Source organism: Rhizobium aethiopicum (genome assembly GCF_900094625.1).
Lineage (GTDB): Bacteria > Pseudomonadota > Alphaproteobacteria > Rhizobiales > Rhizobiaceae > Rhizobium > Rhizobium aethiopicum.
The window spans coordinates 298995-317144 of record NZ_FMAJ01000003.1 but is presented as its reverse complement, the minus strand read 5'-3'; the positions used below and the strand labels follow the sequence as shown (position 1 = coordinate 317144).

The 18150-nt window shown below is 62.9% G+C and carries 20 protein-coding genes and 1 pseudogene; 9 read left to right on the top strand and 12 right to left on the bottom strand.

All coding sequences use genetic code 11. From position 1 onward, the window contains the following. Window positions 1-92: 92 nt before the first annotated feature. On the top strand, window positions 93-1940 hold the full coding sequence (locus GA0061105_RS08630) for a hypothetical protein (RefSeq protein ID WP_092749417.1): 1848 nt from the start codon (window positions 93-95) through the stop codon (window positions 1938-1940). Between the two features lie 28 nt (window positions 1941-1968). Here GA0061105_RS08630 and GA0061105_RS08625 read toward each other — a convergent pair whose 3' ends face one another. Then, window positions 1969-2211, bottom strand: a complete 243-nt coding sequence (locus tag GA0061105_RS08625) for a hypothetical protein (RefSeq protein ID WP_064693469.1) — start codon at window positions 2209-2211, stop codon at window positions 1969-1971. Between the two features lie 276 nt (window positions 2212-2487). Here GA0061105_RS08625 and xseA point away from each other — a divergent pair, with 276 nt between their 5' ends. Together xseA and GA0061105_RS08615 are read left to right on the top strand one after the other, a co-directional pair. Continuing rightward, window positions 2488-4068 (top strand): exodeoxyribonuclease VII large subunit, encoded by a 1581-nt coding sequence (xseA, locus tag GA0061105_RS08620; RefSeq protein ID WP_092749415.1) that lies wholly within the window; start codon window positions 2488-2490, stop codon window positions 4066-4068. 2 nt (window positions 4069-4070) lie between these two features. Beyond that, window positions 4071-4661 carry an NAD(P)H-dependent oxidoreductase gene (locus GA0061105_RS08615; protein ID WP_064693471.1) on the top strand — a complete coding sequence of 197 codons (591 nt, stop codon included), beginning with the start codon at window positions 4071-4073 and terminating at the stop codon, window positions 4659-4661. A 273-nt stretch (window positions 4662-4934) separates the two neighbouring features. Here GA0061105_RS08615 and GA0061105_RS08605 read toward each other — a convergent pair whose 3' ends face one another. After that, window positions 4935-5432 (bottom strand): MarR family winged helix-turn-helix transcriptional regulator, encoded by a 498-nt coding sequence (locus GA0061105_RS08605; RefSeq protein ID WP_092749413.1) that lies wholly within the window; start codon window positions 5430-5432, stop codon window positions 4935-4937. 81 nt (window positions 5433-5513) lie between these two features. Here GA0061105_RS08605 and GA0061105_RS08600 point away from each other — a divergent pair, with 81 nt between their 5' ends. Further along, window positions 5514-6425, top strand: coding sequence for an EamA family transporter (locus GA0061105_RS08600; RefSeq protein WP_092749411.1), 912 nt, complete (start codon window positions 5514-5516; stop codon window positions 6423-6425). Here GA0061105_RS08600 and GA0061105_RS08595 read toward each other — a convergent pair. After that, on the bottom strand, window positions 6373-7626 hold the full coding sequence (locus GA0061105_RS08595) for an aminopeptidase (protein ID WP_092749409.1): 1254 nt from the start codon (window positions 7624-7626) through the stop codon (window positions 6373-6375). The two genes, GA0061105_RS08600 and GA0061105_RS08595, sit on opposite strands and share 53 nt — an antisense overlap. Window positions 7627-7756: 130 nt before the next feature. Further along, a complete protein-coding gene (locus GA0061105_RS08590) occupies window positions 7757-8440 on the bottom strand; it encodes a glutathione S-transferase family protein (protein ID WP_092749407.1) in 684 nt (227 codons plus the stop codon). An 82-nt stretch (window positions 8441-8522) separates the two neighbouring features. On the opposite strand from GA0061105_RS08590, the gene GA0061105_RS08585 reads away from it, so the two are divergent. Beyond that, a complete protein-coding gene (locus tag GA0061105_RS08585) occupies window positions 8523-8966 on the top strand; it encodes a MarR family winged helix-turn-helix transcriptional regulator (RefSeq protein ID WP_092749405.1) in 444 nt (147 codons plus the stop codon). Here GA0061105_RS08585 and ybaK read toward each other — a convergent pair whose 3' ends face one another. The 3 genes and pseudogenes from ybaK to GA0061105_RS08570 form a co-directional block, all read right to left on the bottom strand. Then, complete coding sequence (gene ybaK, locus GA0061105_RS08580) at window positions 8967-9440, bottom strand: Cys-tRNA(Pro) deacylase (RefSeq protein WP_064693476.1); 474 nt, start codon at window positions 9438-9440, stop codon at window positions 8967-8969. Between the two features lie 11 nt (window positions 9441-9451). Beyond that, a complete protein-coding gene (locus GA0061105_RS08575; protein ID WP_064693477.1) occupies window positions 9452-9802 on the bottom strand; it encodes an ArsC family reductase in 351 nt (116 codons plus the stop codon). Window positions 9803-9892: 90 nt separating this feature from the next. Continuing rightward, window positions 9893-10954, bottom strand: a pseudogene (locus GA0061105_RS08570) (M14 family metallopeptidase). A gap of 360 nt (window positions 10955-11314) precedes the next feature. On the opposite strand from GA0061105_RS08570, the gene GA0061105_RS08565 reads away from it, so the two are divergent. Then, window positions 11315-11878 carry a methylated-DNA--[protein]-cysteine S-methyltransferase gene (locus GA0061105_RS08565; RefSeq protein ID WP_092749403.1) on the top strand — a complete coding sequence of 188 codons (564 nt, stop codon included), beginning with the start codon at window positions 11315-11317 and terminating at the stop codon, window positions 11876-11878. 32 nt (window positions 11879-11910) lie between these two features. Here GA0061105_RS08565 and GA0061105_RS08560 read toward each other — a convergent pair whose 3' ends face one another. Next, window positions 11911-12645, bottom strand: coding sequence for an SDR family oxidoreductase (locus tag GA0061105_RS08560; RefSeq protein WP_092749748.1), 735 nt, complete (start codon window positions 12643-12645; stop codon window positions 11911-11913). Window positions 12646-12698: 53 nt separating this feature from the next. Next, window positions 12699-13073, bottom strand: coding sequence for an Atu4866 domain-containing protein (locus GA0061105_RS08555; RefSeq protein WP_092749401.1), 375 nt, complete (start codon window positions 13071-13073; stop codon window positions 12699-12701). Window positions 13074-13195: 122 nt separating this feature from the next. Here GA0061105_RS08555 and GA0061105_RS08550 point away from each other — a divergent pair, with 122 nt between their 5' ends. The 3 genes from GA0061105_RS08550 to GA0061105_RS08540 all read left to right on the top strand — a co-directional run bounded on the left by GA0061105_RS08550 (window position 13196) and on the right by GA0061105_RS08540 (window position 15677). After that, window positions 13196-14092, top strand: a complete 897-nt coding sequence (locus GA0061105_RS08550; protein WP_092749399.1) for a LysR family transcriptional regulator — start codon at window positions 13196-13198, stop codon at window positions 14090-14092. A 145-nt stretch (window positions 14093-14237) separates the two neighbouring features. Further along, window positions 14238-15092 carry a helix-turn-helix transcriptional regulator gene (locus GA0061105_RS08545; RefSeq protein ID WP_092749397.1) on the top strand — a complete coding sequence of 285 codons (855 nt, stop codon included), beginning with the start codon at window positions 14238-14240 and terminating at the stop codon, window positions 15090-15092. A 39-nt stretch (window positions 15093-15131) separates the two neighbouring features. Further along, window positions 15132-15677, top strand: coding sequence for a YbhB/YbcL family Raf kinase inhibitor-like protein (locus tag GA0061105_RS08540; RefSeq protein WP_092749395.1), 546 nt, complete (start codon window positions 15132-15134; stop codon window positions 15675-15677). Window positions 15678-15791: 114 nt separating this feature from the next. Here GA0061105_RS08540 and GA0061105_RS08535 read toward each other — a convergent pair whose 3' ends face one another. The 3 genes from GA0061105_RS08535 to GA0061105_RS08525 all read right to left on the bottom strand — a co-directional run bounded on the left by GA0061105_RS08535 (window position 15792) and on the right by GA0061105_RS08525 (window position 18099). Continuing rightward, window positions 15792-16322: a dihydrofolate reductase family protein gene (locus GA0061105_RS08535; RefSeq protein WP_092749393.1), complete on the bottom strand. Its 531-nt coding sequence runs from the start codon at window positions 16320-16322 to the stop codon at window positions 15792-15794. Window positions 16323-16494: 172 nt separating this feature from the next. Further along, the gene (locus GA0061105_RS08530; protein ID WP_167358531.1) at window positions 16495-17394 is read right to left on the bottom strand and encodes an MBL fold metallo-hydrolase; all 900 of its coding nucleotides are present in this window, start codon (window positions 17392-17394) and stop codon (window positions 16495-16497) included. Window positions 17395-17466: 72 nt separating this feature from the next. Continuing rightward, window positions 17467-18099 carry a DsbA family protein gene (locus GA0061105_RS08525; RefSeq protein ID WP_092749389.1) on the bottom strand — a complete coding sequence of 211 codons (633 nt, stop codon included), beginning with the start codon at window positions 18097-18099 and terminating at the stop codon, window positions 17467-17469. Window positions 18100-18150 lie beyond the last annotated feature (51 nt).

Here is an 18150-nt window from a genome sequence, read left to right as displayed (position 1 = left end):
GCGACAAAATCGGAAGTCTCGCAAACAGCTTTACACTTTCTTGATCGGCACCCGCTAAGGTTCGGCCATCTGGAAACGAAGCGCTAACCACGATGAATGCCGTGCAGCCGATTGCCAATGCGTCGTCCGTGACCGCCACCCGCACGAGCCGGCTCGCACGGCTGCTGAGGCGTCTCTGGCCCGCTGTCATTGCCTATAGCGTCATCCTTGCCGCCGTCATCCTTGTGACCAAGTACTTCGGCGCCGCCGATTATGTCGGTCCCGATAATGACGACGGCATGCGTCTCGTCGAGGTTCGCGATTTTCTTGCCGGGCAGGGCTGGTTCGATCTGATGCAATATCGTCTCGGCCTTGCCGGCGGTACGCTGATGCACTGGTCGCGGCTCATCGATCTGCCGATCGCGTCGCTGATCTGGTTCTTCGGCCTGTTTGCACCGCCTGAAACCGCGGAGGCGCTTGCGCTCGCCGTCTGGCCCGTATCGCTCATCTTTCCTGCCATGCTTGCCATGGCGGTTGCCGGCCGGCGCATCGGCGGCATTGCCGGCATGCACATCGCTCTCGGTCTGAGCGCTTCGGCGATCTACACCGGAAGCCGCTTCGCTCCGGGCGCCATCGATCATCACAATGCGCAGCTGGCGCTGGTCGCGACGATGGTGGCGATGCTCGTCGATCCCGAGCGTCGCGGTTGGAGCTACGCGATCGCCGGCGTTGCGGCGGCTGTCGCCATCGCCATCGGCGCCGAGACGGCGCCTTTGGTGGCCGCCGTCTGCCTCACGGTCGCGCTGCTCTGGGCATGGGAGGGCGAGAATTTCGCCGTCGCCGCCCGGGCCTTCGGATTGTCACTGGCGATTGCGATCAACATTCTGTTCTTCGCAACGGTGCCGCCCCGACTCTATTCGATGGTCACCTGCGACAATCTCTCGCTTGGCTATTACAGTCTGGCGGCGATCGGCGGCGGCCTCCTGTTGTTTTCGGCGGTTTTTGCGAGCGGCTTGCGTCGGCCCTTGCGCTTTGCCGCGCTCGCCTTTGTCGGCGCAGGTGTTTTCGGTTCGGCGATCTTCATCGCACCGCAATGCCTGAGCGATCCGCTGGACAGTCTCGACCCGATGCTGGTCGAACTCTGGCTGCGGCATATTTCGGAAGCCAAGTCGCTTCTAGCGCTGGCGCGCACCGATCCCACCTCGGTCGGCGCCTTCTATGCGGCAGGCCTCTTCGGCATCGGCGTCTGCATCTTGCGCATCATTCAGCGCGATCGCGTGCGGATCCACCTGGTCCTGCTCTTCCTGCTCGCCACGAGCTGGGCGATCGCCCTGGTCCAGGTGCGCGGCTCTTCTTTCTCCAACCTGCTTTCCATCCTGCCGCTCACCCTGCTCATCGTCGATCTCAGGCGCGTCTCCAACCGCGACAGCGAGAATGTCGCGGCCGCCTTCGTTTATGTGATGAGCGTACTCGCAAGCGTTCCGGCCGTTTGGGCCATTGGCGGCGGGTTTGTTTCGCTGCAGATGGAGAACGATGCGCAGAAGAAGGCGGCGGAGCCGACAAAGGCGGTTTCCTGCACATCGAAAGAGGCGCTGGCGCCGCTTGCCGAGCTTCCGGTCGGGCTGGTGTCCGCGCCGTCGGAAATGGGCGTGCCGATCCTGCGCTTCACCCAAAATCGCGTTCTCTCCGCCCCCTATCACCGCAATCAGGGCGGCATGCTGACGGAGATGCATATCGGCCTGGCCAAACCGCAGGAGGCGGAAGCCTTTCTGAAGGGGGCTGGTGTGACGGTGCTTGCCTTCTGCCCGAAGGACCTGCAGACGCGCGAGCTCGCCAAGCTGAAGCCGGATGGTCTCTATGCTGAACTCGGCAAAGGGAATATTCCTCCCTATCTCCAGCCGCTTCCGAAGGCTCCGGATGCAGCTGTCCAGTTCTTTCGCTACCGGCCGGCGGCGAATTGACGCCGGCGGTCTTCAAGATAGCCTGATTTCAGTGAGACGGACGAACCGGACGAAGACGCGCAGCGGCATAGAGCCCGAGCACGAAGAGGATGAGGCCGCCATTATAGCCGAGAACGGCATAAAGCAGCGCCAGAAGTGACACCGGCCCGGGCGAAGCTATCGCCGCCAGCGCGAAGGTCATTCCGATCAACGCCGCCACCAACGCGATCACGCCGGCCGAGCGCATTAGCCCGGCGCTGATGCCCAATGCTGCTGCTGTGAGAATAATCATTTCAGCACCTTCCCAGAGAGAACGAGGGGAAGCATAGGAAGCGCCAACTAACAAAGATTTACCGGCTCTCTCGGCCGAAAATCGTTTGTATTGCGGTGGTTAGCAATCCCTTTCGTGTAAAACGCGCATTTTACTTATGCGTTCCCCCATCGAGCGGATTTTCCCGTTTTACTCGTCATTCTGCCGGCTGCAACGACCGCATGCGCGCACTGTCTGGACATAAATTGCGATGCTCGCGACCTTCCCGTTTCCCGCCAATGGAAATAGAAAGAAGGGATGAGCAACCTCTTCGACAGCGATTCGCCGACCAACCTTGCCGAATATTCGGTTTCGGAGCTTTCCGGCTCGATCAAGCGCACCGTCGAAACCGCCTTCGATCAGGTCCGCGTTCGCGGCGAAATATCGGGTTATCGTGGTCCGCACTCCTCGGGCCACGCTTATTTCGCACTGAAGGACGATCGCGCCCGCATCGACGCCGTCATCTGGAAGGGCACGTTCTCGCGGCTGAAGTTCCGTCCCGAGGAGGGCATGGAGGTGATTGCCACCGGCAAGGTCACCACCTTCCCGGGCTCATCGAAATATCAGATCGTCATCGAGGCGCTGGAGCCGGCCGGCGCCGGCGCGCTGATGGCGCTGATTGAGGAGCGCAAGCGCAGGCTCGGCGCCGAGGGGCTGTTCGATGCGGCCCGCAAGAAGCGGCTGCCCTTCATGCCGCATGTGATCGGTGTCGTCACCTCGCCGACCGGCGCCGTCATCCGTGATATTCTTCACCGCATCTCCGACCGTTTTCCCGTGCATGTTCTCGTCTGGCCGGTGAAGGTCCAGGGGGAGGGATCCGGCGAGGAGGTGGCGAACGCTATTCGCGGCTTCAATGCGCTGGAGCCGGCCGGCGCCATCCCGCGCCCGGAGGTGCTGATCGTCGCGCGCGGCGGCGGCAGTCTGGAAGATCTCTGGAGTTTCAACGACGAGATCGTCGTGCGCGCTGCTGCCGAAAGCCGGATACCCCTGATCTCGGCCGTCGGTCACGAGACCGACTGGACGCTGATCGACTATGCCGCCGATGTCCGCGCTCCGACGCCGACCGGTGCGGCGGAAATGGCCGTGCCCGTCAAGGCGGAGCTCGAGGCGCAGGCTGCCGCCCTTGCCGCCCGCCTGCAGGGTTGCATGAACCGGCAGATGGATCAGCGCCGCCAGTCCGTTCGCAGTCTGATGCGGGCATTGCCATCGCTCGATCAGCTTCTCGCCATGCCGCGCCGTCGTTTCGACGAGGCGGCGGCCGGCCTCGGCCGCGGGCTGGAGCTCAATACAATTAACAAGCGCCGCGGCTTCGAGCGCGTCGCCGCGCATCTGCGCCCGGATCTGCTGTCCGGCCGCATTGCCGAGCGCCGCCAGACGCTGAACGAGCGGATAGTGCGGGCCGAGCGCATGGTCGAGCGACTGATCGACCGCTCGACATCACGTGTCGAGCGCGCCGAGGCGCTCCTTGCGTCGTTGCCGGCACGGTTGAAAGCGCAGACGGACCGCTCGCGCGAACGTCTCGGCAATCTCTCCCGCCATGCCGATACGGCGATCCGCCACCAGCTGACGCGCGCCCGCGCCGAGCTCTCTGCGCAGGACCGCGTGCTGCAGTCGCTCTCCTACAAGAATGTGCTGAAGCGCGGCTATGCCGTCATTCGTGATGAGGACGACAAGCCGGTCTCACAGGCGGCCGCACTCTCCGCCGGCATGGGCATCGCCATCGAATTTGCCGACGGCCGTGTCGGCGCGATGACCACGGAAGGCGGCGTCCCGCCAGGCGGCGCCAAGAAGCGCAGCACAAAACCGGCGGAGCCGACGAAGCAGGGAAGTCTGTTCTGAGAATGCGCATCCTGCTGGTGCTCGCCCATCCCCTGCCGGAAAGTTTTGCCACCTCGGTGGCGCGCACCGCTCGCGAAGCGCTGGAAGCCTCCGGCCATGCCGTCGACCTCCTCGATCTCTACGCTGAGAATTTCGATCCGCGCCTCTCCCAGGCTGAGCGCCGCGCTTACTTCGATAGGCCTTACGACACCTCTGATGTGGCCGATACGGTTGCCCGGCTCAAGGCAGCCGATGGTCTCATTCTCGTCTTTCCGCAGTGGTGGTTCAATTTCCCAGCCATCCTGAAAGGCTTCTTCGACCGCATCTTCGCGCCAGGTGTGGCGTTCACACATGATGCCGCCGGCGGTCGGATCGTGCCTGAGCTCACCAATATCAGGCTGCTCTATGCGCTGACGACGACGGGTTCGCCCTGGTGGCTGGTGCATCTCTATATGGGCAATCCGATCCGCCGCCTGCTGAAGCGCGGTATCGCCAATTTCTGTTCGAAGAAGCTGATCTTCCGCATGCTGAGCCTGCACGATATGGACCGTGCCACGGAAGCCAAGCGTAAGGCGCATCTGGAGCGTGTCCGCAGGGCGCTGACTGCCATCTAAAGAGCCTTTCCTGGTCACATTGAAGCATTCTGCCGGAGCAGGTTTTCGTCAGGGCAAAGGCGATTGGCGAAGGGCATACCTCTTGGTACGTCCGAGCCGATCGCCTTTGATCCTGGCGGAAACATGCCCGGCCCTCCGGGTTGGCTGAAACGGGCCGGCTGATCGACCGGCCGGCTTGGCCGTAGAGCTTGGCTACGACGCGCGCCGGCCGGTCGACCATCCGACTCCGTTTGAGCCAACAGAATGATTCAATCTGACCAGGGAAGGCTCTTATTATTCGAAATCCGCGAGGAATTTCTTCAGCAGTCGGTCAAACTCGGCCTTGTCCTCGGCCGTCAGATTTCCGGTCAGCCGCTGCTGGTTGGCGACATGGGCGCCGACCGCCTCTTCGACGGTCGCCAGCCCCTTCTCGGTCAGCGCGATCAGCACGCTGCGCCGGTCCTGCGGATTGACGATGCGCTCGACCAGGCCCGCCTTCTCCAGCTGGTCGATCCGGTTCGTCATCGTGCCGGAACTGACCATGGTCATTTCCAGGAGCTCGCCCGGCGAAAGCCGATGAGGTGCGCCGGAGCGACGAAGTGTAGCTAGGACGTCGAAGGCCGAGGTGGAAAGCCCGTGCGTCATAAGCACGGCTTCGACTTCGCGGCCGAGATGGGTGCCGAGGCGTTTCAGGCGCCCGAGGATGCCCATCGGTTCGACGTCGAGATCCGGCCGCTCGCGCCGCCATTGCGCCAAAATCCTGTCGACGTGATCTTGCTTCTCTTCGCCCATGTCGCATCGATACCACTACATATCTTGACGTCAAGATAAATTGCATTATGTGCGAATTATCTTGATGTAGAGATTCTTGATATGAAGACAAATTCCCGATATCTCGCTGACGTGCTGACGACAGCTATCGCCCCCGCCATCTGGGGCAGCACCTATTTCGTTACCACATCCTTCCTGCCGCAGGGCTATCCGTTGACGGTCGCTCTGCTGCGCGCCCTGCCGGCAGGCGTGCTTCTGCTGCTGATTGTCCGGAAGCTGCCGACGGGCGTGTGGTGGGGCCGCGCCTTCATTCTCGGCGCGCTGAACTTCTCGTTCTTCTGGGCGATGCTCTTCGTCTCGGCCTACAGGCTGCCGGGCGGCGTTGCCGCAACCGTCGGCGCCGTGCAGCCGCTGATCGTCATCGCGCTGTCGCGGCTTTTTCTCGGCAAGCCGATCCAGCCGCTGGCCGTGCTGGCAGGATTCGTCGGCATGGTCGGCGTCGGGCTGCTCGTGTTGACGCCAAAGGCGGCGCTCGATTCCATCGGTGTCGCCGCCGGCCTTGCCGGCGCCGTCTCGATGGCGTTCGGAACCGTGCTGGCACGGCGCTGGGCGCCGCCCGTCTCAAGCCTCACTTTCACCGCCTGGCAATTGACGGCGGGTGGCATCCTTTTGGTGCCCTTCGCCCTTCTGCTCGAACCGGCGCTGCCGATGCCGACTGCCGCAAACATCGCCGGCATTGCCTGGCTCGGCCTGATCGGAGCCGCCTTCACCTACCTGCTCTGGTTCCGCGGCCTGTCGCGCATCGAGCCGTCGGCGATCTCCTCGCTCGGCTTTCTGAGCCCTTTGGTCGCGACCCTGCTCGGCTGGCTGGCGCTCGGCCAGAGCCTGACGCCGGCGCAGATCGGCGGTTTCGCCTTGGTGCTTGCCGGCGTCTGGCTCAGTCAGCGTACGATGATGCCGCTCAGGCCCATTCGCCCTGCCGCATCACCGGAACCGGCGAACCGTCCGGTGTGATCCCGTCGATATCGACCTTGTCCGAGCCGATCATCCAGTCGATGTGGATCAGGCTGGAATTGCCGCCCTGCGCCTTGATCTGCTCTTGGCTCAAGGTTGCACCGTTGAGGAAGCACTTGGAATAGCACTGGCCGAGCGCGATGTGGCAGGAGGCGTTTTCGTCGAACAGCGTGTTGTAGAAAAGGATGCCGCTCGCCGAGATCGGCGAGGAATGCGGCACGAGCGCCACTTCGCCGAGCCGGCGTGCACCCTCGTCGGTATCGAGCACCTTGTTCAAGACTTCTTCGCCGCGTGACGCCTTGGCTTCGACGATCCGCCCGCCTTCGAAGCGCACCTGAATATTGTCGATCAGCGTGCCCTGATGCGACAGCGGCTTGGTGCTCGAGACATGTCCTTCGACCCGCAATGCATGCGGCGTGGTGAACACCTCTTCGGTCGGAATATTCGGGTTGCAGGTAATGCCGTTCTTGGCCGTGGAGGCGCCGCCGTGCCACTCGTGCCCGTCGGCGAGACCGACCGTCAGATCGGTGCCCGGCCCCTTGAAATGCAGAGAAGCAAAACGCTCGCCGTTCAGCCAGGCCGAGCGCTTGGCGAGATTGGCATTGTGCTCCGCCCAGGCGGCGACGGGGTCGCTGACGTCGACGCGCGAGGCGGCAAAGATCGCCTTGGCGAGCTTGGCGATCGCGATCGGTTCCGGGTCGCCGGGGAAGACCACCTTGGCCCAGGAGGGATTGGGATAGGAGACGATGTTCCAGTTGATGTCGAAATTCGAGATCTTTTCCAAGGCGGGCTTGTAGGCGGTGGACATGGCGCGATTGGCGCGACCGACTTTGCCGGCGTCCTGCTCGGCAAGTAGCATCGGGTTGTCGCCGGCGACCGCAAGACGGGCCGCCCCATTGGCATAGGCCTTGGCCATACCTTCATAGAGCCAGTCGGAGGCGCGGTCGAAGCTCTCGTCGCTGCCGTATTGGTAGCGCGCCAGCGTTGTTTCCTCGTCGGAATAGAAGGTACTCACCAGCCCGGCCCCGGCCTGATAGGCGTGTTTGGTGATGAGGCGAACCAGCGGCAGCGCCACAACAGGCGCGGTGATCACCAGATCCTGGCCCTGCTGCAGTTGCAGCCCTACCTTGACGGCGACTTCGGCGAGCTTCTCCAGCTTGACGGGATCAACAGTGTTGTGGCTCTGGGGCATGAAAGTCATGGTTCAACCTGCCTTCTGTCATCGAGGTTAAGAGGCTGAAAGACTTAGACCCGTTTGCGGCGAAAATGAAGCGCGCCGCTGCCGATTTGAAAGCGGCGGGCGCAATGCCCGGCCGCTTTCACATGAGGTCTCAGGCGGCGGCAGGCAGCCTGAGCAGGATCGAGTTGTGCTTGTCGAGGAACTCCATTAGTCGCTGCGGATAATCCTCGCCGACGGCGACCTGCACGCTCCGGCGCTCGGAGAGCGCTCTCCGCCAGCGCGTCACCCGCGCAAGCCCGTCGAAGATACCGCTATCTCCGAGCCTGTCGAATACATCGAAATACCGAAAGACCGGCGCGAAGACGGCGTCGACGAGGCTGAAGCTGCTGCCGGAAAAATAAGGTCCATCCGCGAGTGCTCCTTCGAGCGTCGTGAACTTGTCGGTGAGCGCCTTGCGCTTGGCCTCCAGCTGCTCCACCTCCGTTGCCGTTTCATAGCCCCAGAGATCGGAAAGCACGGACGATCCGAATTCCATCCATCCGCGATGGCGGGCGCGGGTAAGCGGATCTGCGGGATGCAGGGCGGACCCAGCCTGCGTCTCCTCCAGATATTCGCAGATGACACTGCTTTCGAACAGGACGGCCTCGCCGCCGTCCTCTTCTTCGATCCTGAGCAGCGGCACTTTGCCGAGCGGCGAGATCTGCAGGAACCAGTCCGGCTTGTTGGCAAGGTCGATGTTGACGCGCTCGAAGACCACCCCCTTTTCGAGAAGCGCGATCGCGGCGCGCTGCACATAGGGGCAGAGATGGTGGCTGATGAGTGTAAGCCTGCTCATGAACGTTTCCTCGAAGTTTTAATAGATGCATATGCATATAATAGCGCTTGCGGCTTCGTTCAAGATAAATGTATCTGCATCTATGACGGAAAAGACACCGAAGCGGAGCGAAGCCGCCACCTCTGCCTGGACCAGCATCATGCGCGCCCGTGAACGGCTGCTCGCGGCGATCGAGACCGATCTGAAAGCGGCCGGCATGCCGCCGCTTGCCTGGTATGACGTGCTTTGGGAACTGGCGCGCTCGAAAGACGGCAGGCTGCGGCCTTACGAGATCGAGGAGCGGACATTGCTGGCGCAGTATAATCTGTCCCGGCTGATCGACCGGCTGGAAAGAGAGGGCCTGGTCCGGCGCGAGGTCTTCGCCGAGGATGGCCGCGGCCGCTGGGTTGTGATTACCGATGCCGGCCGAACGCTTCGCACGCGGATGTGGACTGTCTATGCGGCAGCGATTGACGCCCATGTCGGCAGCAAGCTTGCCGACGACGAGGCGAAGGCGATTTCCGGTCTGCTCGCTCGTTTCCTCTGATCAGGCGATCAATGGCGCACCCATCGCTTTCAACACCTTCAGCGCATCCTTCGGATCGAGCCGCACCTGCAGCCCGCGCTGTCCGCCATTAATATAGACCAGCGGTTCGGCGAGAGCGGTTTCTTCGATCGCCGTCGGCACGGCCTTCCTCTGGCCGAAAGGGCTGATGCCGCCGACATGGTAGCCGGTCAGCCGCTCGGCATCGGCCGGCTTCATCATATTGGCCGACTTGCCGCGAAAGGCGCCGGCAAGCTTCTTCATGCTGACTTCGCGGTCCGACGGCACCACGACGCAGACAGCTTTGCCGTCCACCTCGGCCATCAGCGTCTTCAGCACCCGCTGCGGCGCTTCACCCAGCGCTTCGGCCGCCTGCAGCCCGACGCGCTCAGCGCCCGGATCATAATCATAGGTGTGGATGGTGAAGGCGACGCCAGCCTGGGAAAGAACCTGCGTCGCGCGGGTGGTCTTGGACATTTGGGCGCCCGTCAGTCTTCGAATGTGCCGGCATAAATCTCCGGCTTGAAGCCGATCACCAGCTTGTCCTTAGCCTCCAGCACCGGCCGCTTGATCATCGACGGCTGGTCGAGCATCAGCGCGATCGCCTTCTCCCGGCTCAGATTCTCGCGCTCGGCATCGGGCAGCTTGCGGAAGGTGGTGCCGGCGCGGTTCAGCACCGTATCGAGGCCGGCCCTGTCGATCCAGGCTTCGAGATGGGTGCGGTCGATGCCGAGCGCCTTGTAATCGTGAAACTCATAGGCGACGCCGTGTTCTTCCAGCCAGCTGCGGGCTTTCTTCATCGTGTCGCAATTCTTGATTCCATAGATGATGACGGCCATGCCGGATCGGTCTCCTTGTGATGGCGGGGGGATAACATGCGGAAGGGCCGGCGCAAACGCCGCGCGGCTTTTATCCCCGGCAGCGCCCGCTCAACTCTCCAGCGTGCCGGCCTCGCGTGCGGTCTTGCTCGGCCTGGCGCAGACGATCTTCATCAGGTCCCCGCGCCGGCGCACCAGCCGATCCGAGGTTCGGGTCAGGACCAGCCCATCCTGCGGCGCATGCAGGTCGATGCTGCCGTCAGGCTGACCCGGCCGGGTGACGATCGTCGCCAGAAGCTCGCCCGCTGCAACCCTGTCGCCGATCGTGCGATGGAAGAGCACGGCGCCGCCCTCGGGAGCGCGGATGATCTCGACATTGTCGAGCGGCACAGCGGGGCCGGTAAACCCGGCTGGCGCTATTGTCGCGTCGCTAACGACCCCCCGTCCGGCGAGGAAACGCCATAGCCCGTCCGCATCCCGCTTCGCCAGCAGCGGCTCGACGTCGCGCTTGCCGCGCAGCTCGACGGTTACCGAAAGCCTGCCCGGCAGCCGGGATTGTCGTTCGCCGGGAACCGCATATTTCCATGCAAAACCGACGACCTCCTCGAAGGCCGAGCTCTCGCCATCCGAAAGCAGCACCGCCTCCATGTCGAGCGCGGCGGCAAGATCGGCTGCCTCCGGCCAGAAGGCCTCATCGATATAGGCGTATTGCAGCGATTCGTCGTCGCAGTGCAGATCGAGGACGAGATCGGCGCCGAGCGCCATGTCCAGCAGTTGCCGCTTCAGCTGCTCGGTAGCCGGATAATCATCGAGATCCTCCGTCAACATTGCCCGGTCGGTGACGCTGATCAGGGGAAAATCCCGATTGAAATTGGTGCGGGAACCGAGGTCGAAACGCCCCTGCAAGTCGCCGAAATGCGATTACGCCGCGCCGATCGGGTTTGCCTGCGGCACGATGGTGATGTCGCCCGCGACTGCGCCTTCGCTTTCCGCCCGCCGCAGGCGCTCAGAGAGGAAATGCAGAAGCGCCGTACCCGGCAGCTCGCCGGCATGAAGTGCAGCCTGGATATAGGTCTTTGGCGCCTTCGGATCACGGCCTGCGAAACGCAGCACCGGCAACCGCCATTCGGTTCCGGGCGTATCTCCTGGGATGATTATTTCCGAAACGTCCATGCTGTCCTTGCTCCGCGTTTGCCATCCCGGCGGCGTTTCAGCTTTATGCGCGGAAATCCGGCAAGTGCAAGCCTCACCGGTATCCTTCCCCTCAACTGGGGCCAAGCCCGAAGAAGCAGGTTACGGGGATTGTTGATCTTGCCTCGCCGGATGCGGCTGTCGACATCATGCTTGATATCACAGTCGCCTGCTTCATCGGCTTCCAACCCGTCAAGGACTGCCTCCCCATCCAAGCTGTAAGGCTATTATGCGATGAGAGGTCAAGAACAAAAAAAGAACAAGTTGCGCAAGAAACGGGTTGAAAGACGGGCCTCCCCATACGATCCTCAAGGACATCGAAAAAAACGCGGAGGCTGTGTCATGGCTGGGACAAGGCACCACTATCTCATCTTCGAAACGGCGGGCGGTTTCTGCGGCATTGCCTGGAGCGACGCCGGCATCGTGCGGTTCCAGCTTCCGACGAAAACCTCGGAGGCGACCGAGCGGCTGCTTCTGCGTCGTCTGCCTGATGGCGAGCCCGGCCCGCCGACGCCTCAGGTCCTTGAGACGGTCGCGGCGGTGAAATGCTATTTCCGGGGCGAGGAAACCGATTTTTCCGACGTCGAACTCGACCTTGCCGGCCAGGATGCGTTTTTCCGAGACATCTATGCGGCGGCAAGGCGTGTCGGCTGGGGCCGCACGACTACTTACGGAGCGCTGGCGAAGGAGCTTGGCGTCGGGCCGGAGGCGGCCCGCGATGTCGGCCAGGCGATGGCAAAGAACCCGGTCGCGCTGATCATTCCCTGCCACCGGGTGCTCGCCGCCGGCGGCAAGATCGGCGGCTTCTCCGCTCCCGGCGGTGCGTCATCGAAGGCCCGCATGCTGGAGCTCGAAGGTGTCAGCCTCGCCCCGCCGCCGCCCGCCCAGCAATCGCTGGGTTTTTGAGCGGCGGAGCAATTTGCACAGGAAGTGGCTGCTCAATGCGGGCTGGCGGTCGGGCGGATGATGATCTCGCTGACATCGACGTCGTCAGGCTGGCTGACGGCATAGAGGATTGAGTTGGCGACCGCCTCGGGACTGATCGTGATGGCCCTGAAGGCCCCCATGGCTTCCCGCGCCGTCGGATCGGTGATCGTGTCGGCGAGTTCAGATGTCGTGGTGCCGGGCGAAATGACGGTCACGCGGATACGGTCGGTTTCCTGCCGCAGCCCGTCCGAGATCGCCCGGACGGCAAATTTCGTCGCGCAATAGACGGCCGCGGTCGGCGAGACGCTGTGACCGCCGATCGAAGACAGGTTGATGATCTGCCCGGATCCCTGCGCCTTCATGATCGGAAGGGCTGCCGCGATGCCGTAGAGGACGCCCTTGATGTTGACGTCGACCATCCGGTCCCACTCCTCGACCTTGAGCGCGTCGAGTGGCGAGAGCGGCATGACGCCGGCATTGTTGACGACGACATCGAGCCGGCCGAACTCGGCCTTGGCGAAACCTGCAAAGGCTTCCACCTGGGCACGGTCGGTGACGTCGAGCTTGCGCAAACGCACCGTCCCGCCTCCGGCTTCGATTTCGCCGGCGAGCGCCTCCAGGCGGTCGCTGCGGCGCGCGCCGATCACGATCCGCGCGCCTGCCGCGGCCAGCACCTTGGCCGCGGCCTCTCCGATGCCGCTGCTGGCTCCGGTGATGGCTATGACTTTTCCTTCAATATCAGACATTTCAAGCTCCATGAGCAGGTTGGGGATTTTCGTGATGGTCGGTTCGGGGGCGGTCACTTGCGGCGAAGCACCATGCCGCCATGGTGAAGCGTGTTGTCGTCGACGAAATCGCCGTCGGCGGTAAAGCCCGTATCGTCCCAGTATTCGATATGCGTCCCGGTGACTTCGTAGCGTCCGCGATAGGCGCTCTCCCGGCTTCCGCGGGCCTCGTCGTAACGATTGTCGGGCAGGAGTTCGTGTCGGACGCGGCCGTCGTTGGTGACCCACATTCCGACATAGGGATGTTGCTGCATGGTGTTCTCACTTGGCTTTTGGCGTACAGGGTTTCGGTTGCTTGCGGCATCGGCGGATGACGCCGGGATCGCCGTGCCGGCCAGGATGGCCGCGACGAAAAAATGTCGAACAGGTCTGCTGGAAATCTCTCGCATCGCTCTTCCTTTCGAAGTCGGCACATTGCTTCGGCCGTGCCCTGACCTGGACAGAAGATAACCTTCGCCATTAACGCGATTAAGTTGCCAATACCGGATAGCTTGGTTAAGAGTGCTAACCAATGGCCGACGATCTTGAGGGCATTTCTGTTTTTCTCGCCGTAGCCGAGGCGCGGAATTTCCGCGTCGCCGGCGAGCGCCTTGGCGTTACCCGCTCCGCTGTCAGCCAGGCCTTGCAGCGTCTCGAGGACCGGCTTGGTGCGCCCCTGGTTCAGCGCACGACGCGCAGCGTCAGCCTGACCGAGGCCGGCGAAGTTTTCCTTGCGGCGGTTCGTCCCTCAATGCACCAGGTCAGGGACGCGATGCAGGCGGTGCGCGACATGCAGGCGCGCCCGAGCGGCCTGCTGCGGATCAGCGTTTCCTCCATCGCCGAGCGCTTCCTGTCCGGGACTTTGCTCGCCGGCTTCCTGCAGGCCTGTCCCGACATCAAGCTCGATATCACCATCACCGACGACGAATTCGACATCGTCGAAGCCGGTTTCGATGCGGGTGTGAGACTGGGCGAGGTGATCGAGCAGGATATGATCGCGATACCGGTCTCGTCTCCACAGCGGCAATGCGCCGCCGCATCGCCAGGCTATATCGAGCGTCATGGTTCGCCTCGCCATCCCCGCGACCTGCAGAACCACGCCTGCATCGGATGGCGGCCGCGCCCGGATACCGCGCCCTATCGCTGGGAGTTCACCGAAAACGACCGCGACTTCGATGTCGCCGTCGATCCCGTGGTCACGACCAATGACATGGGCATGATGATCCGCATGGCTTGCGCCGGGGCTGGCATCACCTTCGGCATGGTAGAAACCTTCGAGCCATATATCGAGCGTGGCGAGCTCGTGCCGCTACTGGAGAAGTTCTGTCCGCCATTTCCGGGCTTCTATCTCTATTATCCGAGACGCCAGAGGCAGCCAGTGAAGCTGCGCGCGCTGGTCGACTACGTGCGCCAGTCGGACCGTCGTTAGGCCTTCTGACTCAAGTCATTGCCGCCGGCATGGTTGCTGCCGGCATGTGGTTTTGGTATTCCCGAGCACTAGTCGGTGGCGAAGCGGGCGACGTCATGCTGGCTCCTCCGGTCGCCGTTCTGGCCATCCCGCTGGCGGAGAACATATGCTCGACGACGTCTTTCCCATTCCGACCAGGGCATTGATCCGCCAGGGTGGGCGAGCCTGTTTCCATCGCCTCGTCACGACCAGCCCGCTGCTGATCCAGGTCCAGTCTGGAACGAAGATCGTCATGTCGGATGACAAGCCTTTGCGCCTCGAGGCGGGCGATTACGGTCTGTTGCCCGACTACCGGCCGTTGACGATGGAGAACATTCCCAGGGCGCCGCAGAAATATCAGACCCTGGCGCTTCCAATTCCGCGACAGCTTTTCGAGGACGCCTATGATAGGATGGGATCGGTCGCGGTGCCATCGAGGCCTCTTCCGGCCAGCACCTCGAGCCTGCCGGAGGAAGCTGCGGCATTGTTTGAATATTGCTGTCAGCCGGGCAATCTGGCGCGGCTTCCTGGCGCCATCGCCAAGGCTCGTCTGATGGAACTCGTCACCTGGTTCGCGCTCTGCGGGGCGGTGCTCGGCCGATGCGAAAGCCCTCGACTTGAGGACCGGCTGAGGCAGATGATCGAAGCTGATCCGGCCGTCGGCTGGACGCTGGCGCATGCTGCGCGCTCGTTCAACATGAGCGCGGCGACGCTGAGGCGCAGGCTCGCCGCCGAGAATACCGCCTTCAGCGAGATCTTGAGCGATACCCGGATGAACCGCGCTCTGGCGCTCATCCAGACCACGACATTGCCGATGGCGCAGGTTGCGCTGGAGGTCGGTTATGATTCGCCGTCGCAATTTTCCGCGCGCTTCAAGGAGCGGTTTGGCGTTAGCCCACGCCATGTACGCGGCGGCCCCGAACACTTTGAGCGGATCGGGGCAGAAGTTGAGCAGAGCGGGGCAGATGCGCTGGCGCGGTGACGATAGTTTTCCGGCATCGTCAACCACAGGAGAAAAGCAATGCGTCTTATCACAGCAGCACTTATGGCCGCCACCGTCTTCGGCGCGACGGCCGCCCACGCCGAAATGAAGCTAACCTCGAAGGATCTGGTCGCCGGCAAGACCATGGCCGACGCGCAGGTCTTCAACGGCTTCGGCTGCTCGGGCAAGAACATCTCGCCGGAACTGGCCTGGTCGGGCGCGCCCGAGGGAACCAAGAGCTTCGCCGTCATGGCCTACGATCCGGATGCGCCCACGGGTTCCGGCTGGTGGCACTGGTCGGTGTTCAATATCCCCGCAGATGCTTCAAATATTGCTACCGGAGCGAGCGGTGACAAGAAGCTTCCCGCAGGTGCCGTGGAAGGCCACACCGATTTTGGCGCCTCCGGATATGGCGGCGCATGCCCGCCGGTCGGCGATAAGCCGCACCGCTACCAGTTCACCGTCTACGCGCTCAAGCTCGACAAGCTTCCGCTTCCCGAGACGGCGCCGGGCGCCATGGTCGGCTTCTATGTCAGGGCAAACACGCTCGACAAGGCCACCATCGAGGTGACTTACGGCCGCTGAGGCCGGTGTCCTTCGGCGACATGCTCAGACTATCAAAGCCAACTGGTCGACCAGCCCCTGGGCGACCAGACTACTCCCGTCGTCACCAGCGAGGTTTACTTGCCGCTCGTGAGATTAGGCAGGCACATAGGTCAGCCTGATCACGTCCGCGTCGATCCGATCATGGCTGACGAGGCGGAGCCGCGGTCGGGGCCCGGCGAAATATGGCTTTCCGTGGCCGAGCACGACGGGATGCAGGTAGATTTGATATTCATCGATCAGGCCGAGTTCGGTGAGGCTTTGCGCCAGGTTGGGCCCGGCAACTTCGATCTCCCCATCTCGCTCGGCCTTCAGTGCGCGCATTGCGCCCTCGAGATCATCCTTGACAAGCGTGGCGTTGGGGCCGACCGACGTCAACGAGCGCGAGACCACCCATTTCGGCTGCCTTCGCCACGCCGCTGCAAAGGCTCGTTGCTCTGTATCCCATTCGGGATGATCGTCATCCCAATACCGCATGACTTCATACATGTGGCGGCCGTAGACACTGCCCGCCTGCCTCTGAGCCCCCTCGATGAAGTGGCGGAAGAGGGTGGGACCTGGCGCAAACTCCATATGGTCGACGTAGCCGTCCAGCGACTGGTTCATCCCGAACACGAGCTTAGCCATGCCAACTTCCCTTCTTGAACGGAGTATCCATGTGCGCGATAGGAAGTAGGCTAGATCAACTGATTTTAATTTGCAATTGGTTTTTGCCCATGCATGAACGCCTGCCGAACTGATCGCGGCAGGCGCTTCGTGGAGCCTGATCCGCTTGAATCAGCAGATGAAGCCTACACTCTCAGCCCCACTTCATCTCGCCTTTGGCAACTTTCGAGCCGATATCGAGGGCGACGCCCATGCCGAGGCCCGGGAAGCGGGCTTCCATCGCTGCCTTCAGCGCGGCGGCATCCGTGGCCTTGACCAGCTCTTCCTCGAAGGCGAGCAGGTAGGCCTTGGTATGGGCAAGACCGGAGAGATCGGTTGCTGCCTCGGGCGTCAGATGCCCGGGCACCACGACAGATGGCTTGCGCGCCGCGATCTTGTCGAGCGTGGCGACCCATGCGGCGCGCTGCTCCTTAATCTGCGTGTCGGCCGTCCAGACATGGACACCGGAGAAGATCATCACCCCACCGAACACAGCCTGCAGCGACGGCACCCAGAGATAGCGCCGGTTGGCGAGGCCGGCTTCCGCCGCGACGATCTCCACCGTCTCGCCGTCGAGGGTCAGGCTCGGACCATCGAAGGCTTCGGGAAGTACGATGTCGGCGAGCGTCTGCGGACCGTTCTCCTTGAGCTGCGGCCCCCAGACCGCCAGCTTCTTCTCGACATTGCCCTTGATGGCGGCGAGCGTTTCGGATGCGGCAAGCACCTTGGTGCCGGGGAAAGCCTCGAGAACCGGCTTGAGGCTGAAATAATAGTCGGGATCCGACTGGCTGATATAGATCGCGGTGAGCCTCTTGCCGGTCGCCTTGATCGCATCGGCGAGGCCGCGGCCGTCGGGATAGGCAAAACCGCCGTCGATCAGCAGCGCCTCGGACGGCCCGCTGACGAGGACGGGGGCACGGAAGAAACCGTTGGAGCCAGCCGGAAAATGCTTCCAGGACAGCTTCGATCCGGCGGCGTGGCCGAGACTGACGGGCGCGAAAACGGCGGCGCCGGCGGCAAGAGTGGTCTTCATGATCTGTCTCCTCGAAAACATATGGGACTCCAGGAAAGGTGAGGGGGAATGGCTTTGTATCGTTCGCAGTCGCGCGGCTCGCGGATGCAGCAATCAGGCCGCCTGCACCTCAGCGGCAAGAAGCTCGAATGGGCCGAACAGGGTGTTTCCGCGCAGCAGGCGCCGCCCGTTGCCATCGTCGAGCACCAGCGCCGGCACGCCCTCGACGCCGAAGCGCCGCATGTCGGCACGGGCAGCGTCAATCCGCTTGTTGTAGATTGCGATCACTTCCTCGTCCGCCGATCGGACGCGTCGAGCTGCGTCCTCGAGGCCGGCTTCCGAAAGCAGATCGGCGACGACGGCGCGATCGGCGGTATCGCGGGCCCCTTCGTAACGGGCGCGCTGCAGGCGCTTCAAAATCTCGATTTCCCGGTCGGGCGCCGTGATACCGGTCGCGACGACGCCGAGCGTGACCGGCGCCGAATCGAACAGGGAGCCCGTCGCGCCCAGGATCCTATTACGATAGGCTTCGGTGAACGGCTGTCCGGTCAGTCGGGCGATGCGCTGATCGTTTTGCCAGGCATAGGCGGCAAAGCCCGCATCCATCGACCGGGCCCCGGCCCCGGCGAAGAGCCCTGTGGGGGCGAGATCCACCGTCACGTCCTCGAGTGCCGCCAGGCGCTCGATTGCGGGGCTGGCGCCGTAACACCAACCGCAAAGAGGGTCGAAGAGATAGGTGATCCGCATCTGGCTGAGCCTCCGAACTTTCTGAACCAAGCAATAGCCCGCGGCTTTCTG